This window comes from Bradyrhizobium sp. (genome assembly GCF_016462955.1).
Taxonomy (GTDB): Bacteria; Pseudomonadota; Alphaproteobacteria; order Rhizobiales; family Xanthobacteraceae; genus Bradyrhizobium.
In genome coordinates this window covers 1-6967 of record NZ_JAEMSD010000367.1, presented here as the reverse complement: position 1 = coordinate 6967, position 6967 = coordinate 1, and the positions used below count along the sequence as shown (strand labels likewise).

The 6967-nt window shown below is 64.8% G+C and carries 7 protein-coding genes; 4 read left to right on the top strand and 3 right to left on the bottom strand.

Going from position 1 to position 6967, the window contains the following annotated elements; genetic code table 11:
• Positions 1-120: 120 nt before the first annotated feature.
• From JHD07_RS28410 to petA, 3 genes are all read right to left on the bottom strand, one after another.
• Positions 121-795, bottom strand: a complete 675-nt coding sequence (locus tag JHD07_RS28410; protein ID WP_291628206.1) for a dienelactone hydrolase family protein — start codon at positions 793-795, stop codon at positions 121-123.
• Positions 796-1010: 215 nt separating this feature from the next.
• On the bottom strand, positions 1011-3083 hold the full coding sequence (fbcH, locus tag JHD07_RS28405) for a cytochrome b/c1 (RefSeq protein WP_291628204.1): 2073 nt from the start codon (positions 3081-3083) through the stop codon (positions 1011-1013).
• A gap of 61 nt (positions 3084-3144) precedes the next feature.
• Positions 3145-3675, bottom strand: a complete 531-nt coding sequence (gene petA, locus JHD07_RS28400; RefSeq protein ID WP_291628201.1) for a ubiquinol-cytochrome c reductase iron-sulfur subunit — start codon at positions 3673-3675, stop codon at positions 3145-3147.
• A gap of 278 nt (positions 3676-3953) precedes the next feature.
• On the opposite strand from petA, the gene JHD07_RS28395 reads away from it, so the two are divergent.
• Genes JHD07_RS28395 through JHD07_RS28380 form a run of 4 tightly spaced genes read left to right on the top strand, consistent with a single transcriptional unit; the run spans position 3954 to position 6727 of the window.
• A complete protein-coding gene (locus JHD07_RS28395; protein ID WP_291628199.1) occupies positions 3954-4421 on the top strand; it encodes a tRNA (cytidine(34)-2'-O)-methyltransferase in 468 nt (155 codons plus the stop codon).
• 25 nt (positions 4422-4446) lie between these two features.
• The gene (gene queE / locus JHD07_RS28390) at positions 4447-5079 is read left to right on the top strand and encodes a 7-carboxy-7-deazaguanine synthase (protein ID WP_291628197.1); all 633 of its coding nucleotides are present in this window, start codon (positions 4447-4449) and stop codon (positions 5077-5079) included.
• Positions 5080-5099: 20 nt separating this feature from the next.
• Positions 5100-5987: an oxygen-dependent coproporphyrinogen oxidase gene (gene hemF, locus JHD07_RS28385; protein WP_291628210.1), complete on the top strand. Its 888-nt coding sequence runs from the start codon at positions 5100-5102 to the stop codon at positions 5985-5987.
• Entirely contained in the window at positions 5984-6727 is a 744-nt protein-coding gene (locus JHD07_RS28380) for an HAD family hydrolase (protein WP_291628208.1), read from the top strand. The genes hemF and JHD07_RS28380 overlap by 4 nt, the downstream gene beginning before the upstream one ends.
• The last annotated feature ends 240 nt before the right edge of the window (positions 6728-6967 follow it).

Here is a 6967-nt window from a genome sequence, read left to right as displayed (position 1 = left end):
GGCAAACTCACCGCGGTCGGCTTGATCGAGACCGTCGCGAACAGCCGCCCTGTGCTCCTCCGGGATCGCGAAGACCTCGCGTTCCCGGCGCCCTTTGTCCTCGGACCGGTGTGGCATCCCCTACCCCAGATGCCTCCTGAAAAACTCCGTCGCCCTACCCCAGGCGAGCTCGGCGGCTTCGCGGTCGTGCACGGCCTGGCGCTGCTCGTTGACGAAGGCGTGCTCGGCGTCATAGCGGAACAGCTCGAGCGACTTGCCGGCCGCCTTCATCGCCTTCTCGAAGCCGTCGACCAGCTCCGGCGTGCACCAATCGTCCTTGTTGGCGAAATGGGCTTGGAGCGGGATCCTGACGTCGGCTGGCTTGGCCGCCTGCTCCGGCGGGATGCCGTAGAACACGACGCCGGCCGCAAGCTCCGGGATCTTGGTGGCGCCGATGATGGTCACGGCGCCGCCGAGGCAGAAGCCCGTCAGCCCGACCTTGGCGCCGTTACGCGCAAGATATTGCGTGGCGCCGCGCACGGTCTGCGTCGTGGCGTCCATGAAGTCGAGCGAGTTCATCTCCTTGTTGGCGCTGTCCGTGTCGTGATACGGCACCACCTTGCCCTTGTAGAGATCTGGCGCCAGCGCATCGAAGCCGGCGAGCGCAAAGCGGTCGCACAGGCCCTTGATCTGGTCCGACAGGCCCCACCATTCCTGGATCACGACCACCCCCGGCGCGTTGCCGCGCGCGGCATTGGCGAGATAGCCCGAGGCGTCCTTGCCGTCCGGGCGCTTGAAGGTGATGCTGGTTCCCATGGTGTCCTCCGACGCGTCTTTGGGGGAGCGGTTCGCGGTATCTTGGCGGGTGCGAGCGCGCGGCGCAATCCACACTCTCGTCATTCCGCGACGGTGCGCAGCACCTAACCCCGGAATCTCGAGATTCCGGATTCGCGCTTTCGCGCGCCCCGGAATGACACCCAAGAAAAAAGCCCCCTCGCGGGGGCTCTTCATCTCGCCTCGTCTTTCGCCGCTCAGTGCGAGTCGGCCCAGACCTTCTTCTTGGTGAAATACATCAGACCCGCGAACAGGATCAGGAACACGAACACCTGGAAGCCGAGCGTCTTGCGCGCTTCCATGTGCGGTTCTGCGGTCCACATCAGGAAGGTGGTAACGTCCTTGGCGTACTGCGCGACCGTCGTCGGCGCGCCGTCGTCATAGGTCACCTGGCCGTCGCTGATCGGCTTCGGCATCTTGATGGCGTGGCCGGGGAAGTACTTGTTGTAGTAGGATCCCTCCGGGAGGGTGACGCCCTCCGGCACCTTGTCCTCATAGCCCTGGAGCAGCGCGGCAACGTAGTCAGGCCCCTGCTCCTGGTACTGGGTGAAGGCGTCGAAGATGAACCAGGGGAAGCCGCGCTTGTAGGAGCGCGCCTTGGTGATCAGGGACAAGTCGGGCGGTGCCGCACCGCCGTTCGCCGCGCGCGCAGCCTGCTCGTTCGGAAACGGCGAGGGGAAATAATCCGCCGGCCGGCCCGGACGCTCGAACATGTCACCGGCATCGTTCGGACCGTCCTTGACCTTGTACTCCGACGCAAACGCCGCGGCCTGCGCGACCGAATAGCCGGGCCCGCCGGGCTCGGCGAGATTGCGGAATGCGACAAAGGACAGGCCGTGGCAGCTGGCGCAGACCTCCTTGTAGACCTTCAGGCCGCGCTGCAGGGCGCCGCGATCGAACTTGCCGAAAGGCCCGGCGAAGGACCATTTGTTGCCCGGAGGCTTGTCGGCGCCTTCGGCCGCTTTTGCGCTGTCCATCGAGCCCGCAAACAACGAACCGGCGAGCGCCAGCACGATCGCGGTCGAGACCATCGGCGTCGACCGGCTCCCGGTCTTGGCCAGCACGGCATCCGAGATCGAGTTCGGCACCGGCCGCGGCTTCTCGATGCGGGCGAGCAGCGGCAGCACGATCAGGAAGTAGGCGAAGTAGCAGAACGTCAGGATGCGGCCGGCGATGACGTAGATGCCTTCCGGCGGCTGTGCGCCGAGATAGCCGAGCAGAATGCAGACCGCGACGAAGATCCAGAAGAACTGCTTGGCCAGCGGACGGTACTTCGACGACCTGGTCTTGGCAGTGTCGAGCCAGGGCAGGAAGCACAGGATGATGATCGCCCCGAACATCGCGATGACGCCCGCGAGCTTGTCGGGAATCGAGCGCAGGATCGCGTAGAACGGCAGATAATACCATTCCGGCACGATGTGCGGCGGTGTCACGCCCGGGTTCGCCGGAATGTAGTTGTCGGCATCGCCGAGATAGTTCGGCATGTAGAAGATGAACCAGGAGTACAGCAGCATGAAGCAGACGACGCCGAACATGTCCTTGATGGTGGCATGCGGCGTGAACGGCACCGTGTCCTTTTCCGTCTTCGGCTCGACGCCATCAGGATTGTTCTGGCCGGCGACGTGCAGCGCCCAGACGTGCAGCACGACGACGCCCGCGATCACGAACGGCAGCAGATAGTGCAGCGAGAAGAAGCGGTTCAGCGTCGGGTTGCCGACCGCATAGCCGCCCCACAGCAGCGTCACGATGCTCTCGCCGACATAGGGAATGGCGGAGAACAGGTTGGTGATGACGGTGGCACCCCAGAAGCTCATCTGGCCCCAGGGCAGCACGTAGCCCATGAAACCCGTCGCCATCATCAGGAGGTAGATGATGACGCCGAGGATCCACAGCACCTCGCGCGGCTCCTTGTAGGACCCGTAGTACAGGCCGCGGAACATGTGCACGTAGACGGCGACGAAGAACATCGAGGCTCCGACCGCATGCATGTTGCGCAGCAGCCAGCCGTAGTTCACGTCGCGCACGATCAACTCGACCGACTTGAAGGCGAGATCGGCATTCGGCGTGTAATGCATCGCCAGGATCACGCCGGTCAGGATCTGCATCCCCAGCATGAAGGACAGGATGGCGCCGAAGGTCCACCAATAGTTCAGGTTGCGCGGGGTGGGATAGGCGACGAAGGAGGAATGGATGAGACCAAAGATCGGCAGGCGCCGCTCGATCCATTGCAGGGCCGGATTACTCGGCTGGTAGTCGGATGGTCCGCTCATGATGCGATCCTGAGGAAATAGTACGACGAGACGGCGCGAGGCTTCGGACTAAGTCCGAAGCTCAGCCGATCTGGATTTTGGTGTCGGAAACGAACTGATACGGCGGCACGGGCAGGTTCGAGGGCGCAGGGCCCTGGCGAATGCGGCCGGACGTGTCGTACACCGAACCATGGCAGGGGCAGAAGAACCCGTCGTAGCTGCCTTCATGAGCGATCGGGATGCAGCCCAGATGGGTGCAGATACCGATCACGACCAGCCACTGCTCGTGACCGGACTTGACCCGGGCCTCGTCGGTCTGCGGATCGGGCAGGCTCGCCACGTTGACGGCGCGCGCTTCCTCGATCTGCTTCTTGGTGCGGTGGCTGATGTAGATCGGCTTGCCGCGCCAGAACACCTTGATGTCCTGCCCCTCGGCGACCGGGCTGAGATCGACCTCGATCGGCGCACCGGCGGCGATGGTCGAGGCATCCGGATTCATTTGGGAGATGAAGGGCCAGAGCGCAGCCGCGCCCCCTACTGCTGCAGCCGCCCCCGTTGCAACGAATAAGAAATCACGGCGTGTCGGATGGTCCGCCGAAGACGCTGTCGTCACGATTCCAACCCTTTCTTCTTGCGCTGCCGGTGGAACCGCTCCGAGGGGCGCCAAGAGGTCCCCGGAAAGGCTGCCGGCGCCCGCGGCCCCCCGCGGCGGCAGAACTTGGCTTTCTCACCTCAAAACGGGCGAAACAGCAGTCCAGAATCGTTCTATTGGCACCCTTGCCGGGCGAGCGCAAGCCCGCTAACGGCGTGGGAGCGTGCAATGCACGAATTCCCGGGCAGCCGATGTTTTATTGAGACATTTTGCGTCCGCAAACCCACTCGCCGCCACCCATGCAGATCGCACTCTTCCAGCCTGACATCCCCCAGAACACCGGCACGATTCTTCGCCTCTGCGCCTGCCTGGGGCTGGCCTCCCACATCATCGAACCGGCGGGGTTTCCGATCTCGGACCGCTTGTTCCGCCGGGCGGGAATGGATTACCTCGACCATGTCAGACTGAGCCGCCATGACTCCTGGACGAAGTTCGAGGAGTGGCGGAAGGCCGAGGGCCGGCGGCTCCTGCTGTTCACGACCAGGGCCGCCACCGACTACCGCGATTTTCATTACCAGAGCTCGGACATCCTGCTATTCGGGCGCGAGAGCGCCGGGGTCACCGACGCGGTGGTCGCGGCGGCCGATGCGCGCCTGGTGATCCCGATCAAGGCGGAGCTGAGGTCGCTCAACGTGGCCATGAGCGCGGCCATGGCCGCAGGCGAGGCGCTGCGGCAGATCCGGAACCTCGAAGGCCCGACGGATTGAAGAGCCAAGGATTGAGGAGAGAGGCTTGAGTTACGCGGTCAAGGAAATCTTCCTGACCCTGCAAGGCGAAGGCGCCCATGCGGGGCGCGCCTCCGTGTTCTGCCGCTTTGCCGGCTGCAACCTCTGGAGCGGGCGCGAGGCGGACCGCGGGGATGCGACCTGCAAGTTCTGCGACACGGACTTCGTCGGGACCGACGGCACGCTCGGCGGCCGCTACGGCTCGGCCGCGGAACTCGCCGACACCATTGCCGCGCAGTGGCGCGCCACCGATGCCAATCGGTACGTGGTGCTCACCGGCGGCGAGCCGCTGCTCCAGGTCGACAGCGCGCTGATCGACGCGCTCCATGGTCAAGGCTTCGAGATTGGCGTCGAGACCAACGGCACGATCGCAGCCCCTGATGGGCTCGACTGGATCTGCGTCAGCCCCAAGGGCGGCAGCGAGCTCGTACTGCGCCAGGGCCACGAGCTGAAGCTGGTCTATCCGCAGGCGCTGGCGGCGCCCGAGACTTACGAGGGTCTCGCCTTCGAGCGCTTCTCGCTGCAGCCGATGGACGGCCCCGAGGTGATCGAGAACACCGCGCGCGCGATCGAGTACTGCCTGCGCCACCCGCAATGGCGTCTCAGCGTGCAGACCCACAAATCGCTCGGCATCAGATAGGACACGACCCGCGAATGCCAATGGACGTCACGACGATCGAAGAGCGCAAGGCCCGCGCCCGCGCCTGGTTCGAGACCTTGCGCGACGACATCTGCGCGAGCTTCGAGCGTCTGGAAGACGACGCACCCCAAAGCCTCTATCCGGGCGAGGCCGGCCGCTTCAGGCGCACGCCCTGGCAGCGCAGCGACCACAGCGGCACGCCCGGCGGCGGCGGCGTGATGTCGATGATGTCGGGCCGGCTGTTCGAGAAGGTCGGCGTGCACTGCTCGACGGTGCACGGCGAGTTCGCCCCCGAATTCCGTGCCCAGATCCCCGGCGCTGCGGAGGATCCAAAATTCTGGGCCTCCGGCATCTCTCTGATCGCGCATCTGCGCAATCCGCACGTGCCCGCCGTGCACATGAACACCCGCTTCGTCGTCACCACCAAGGCCTGGTTTGGCGGCGGCGCCGACCTGACGCCGGTGCTGGAGCGGAGACGGGCGCAGGACGATCCCGACAGCGTTGCCTTCCACGGGGCGATGAAACGGGCCTGCAACCTGCACAGCGGCGTTGCCGATTACGACAAGTACAAGAAATGGTGCGACGAATATTTCTACCTGCCGCACCGGAAAGAGGCGCGCGGCATCGGCGGCATCTTCTACGACTGGCATGACAGCGGCGACTGGGAGGCCGACCTCGCCTTCACCGGGGATGTCGGCCGCGCCTTCCTGGACATCTATCCCGAGCTCGTGCGCCGCAACTTCGCCAGCGCCTGGACGCCTGCGGACCGCGAGGAGCAATTGATCCGGCGCGGCCGCTATGTCGAGTTCAACCTGCTCTACGACCGCGGCACCATCTTCGGGCTCAAGACCGGAGGGAATGTGGACTCGATCCTGTCGTCGCTACCGCCGGAGGTGAAGTGGCCATGAACGCCGTGCTGCCGCCATTGCCGCGCGCCATGCTGATCGACATGGACGACACCATCCTGTCGGCCTATGGCCGGCCCGAGATCGCCTGGAACACGATCGCGGCCGAATTCGCCGAGGAGCTGGCTCCCCTGCCGCCGCCCATGGTCGCCACCGCGGTGCTGGCCTTCGCGCGAAACTTCTGGGCCAATGCGGAAGCAGCATGGCGGATGAAGCTCGCCGAGGCGCGGCACCTGACGGTGAAGGGCGGCTTTGCCGCGCTTGCGGCCGCAGGCCATCGCGCCCTGCCCGACGATCTCGCCGTTCGCCTCGCCGACCGCTTCACCGCCTATCGCGAGGAGGAGATGTTCGTCTTTCCCGGCGCGCATGAGGCGATCGACCAGTTCAAGGCGCTCGGTATCAAGCTCGCGCTGGTCACCAACGGCGCGGCCGACATGCAGCGCGCCAAGGTCGAACGCTTCGAGCTGGCGCATCGTTTCGACCACATCCAGATCGAAGGCGAGCACGGCTTCGGCAAGCCCGAGGAGCGCGCCTATCTGCACGCGATGGAGGCGCTCGGCGTCACGCCTAAGGACACCTGGATGATCGGCGACAATCTCGAATGGGAAGTCGTGACGCCGCAGCGCCTCGGCATCTATGCGATCTGGATCGACGTGCATGGCGAAGGCCTGCCCGAGGGCTCGACGATCAAGCCCGACCGCATCATCCGTTCGTTGACGGAGCTGGTGCCCGAGCGGCCGTAATCGGCCGGCCAAAACACAAAACTCGAAAACAACCCCATGCACAGTAGGACGCTGCTGCAAAATCAACGACTTACGGATTTTGCGAAAATTTTCTGACCCGTCGGGCAAAACAGGGGTAGTATGGCATCGTCGCAAGAGTTGCGATGAGGGCCTTTGAGATGCAGGGCGATCGCATATTGGGTTTTTGAAAGACCTGAGCGCGCGCCTCGCCCTTCGAGACGACCGCGGAGCCTGTCATCG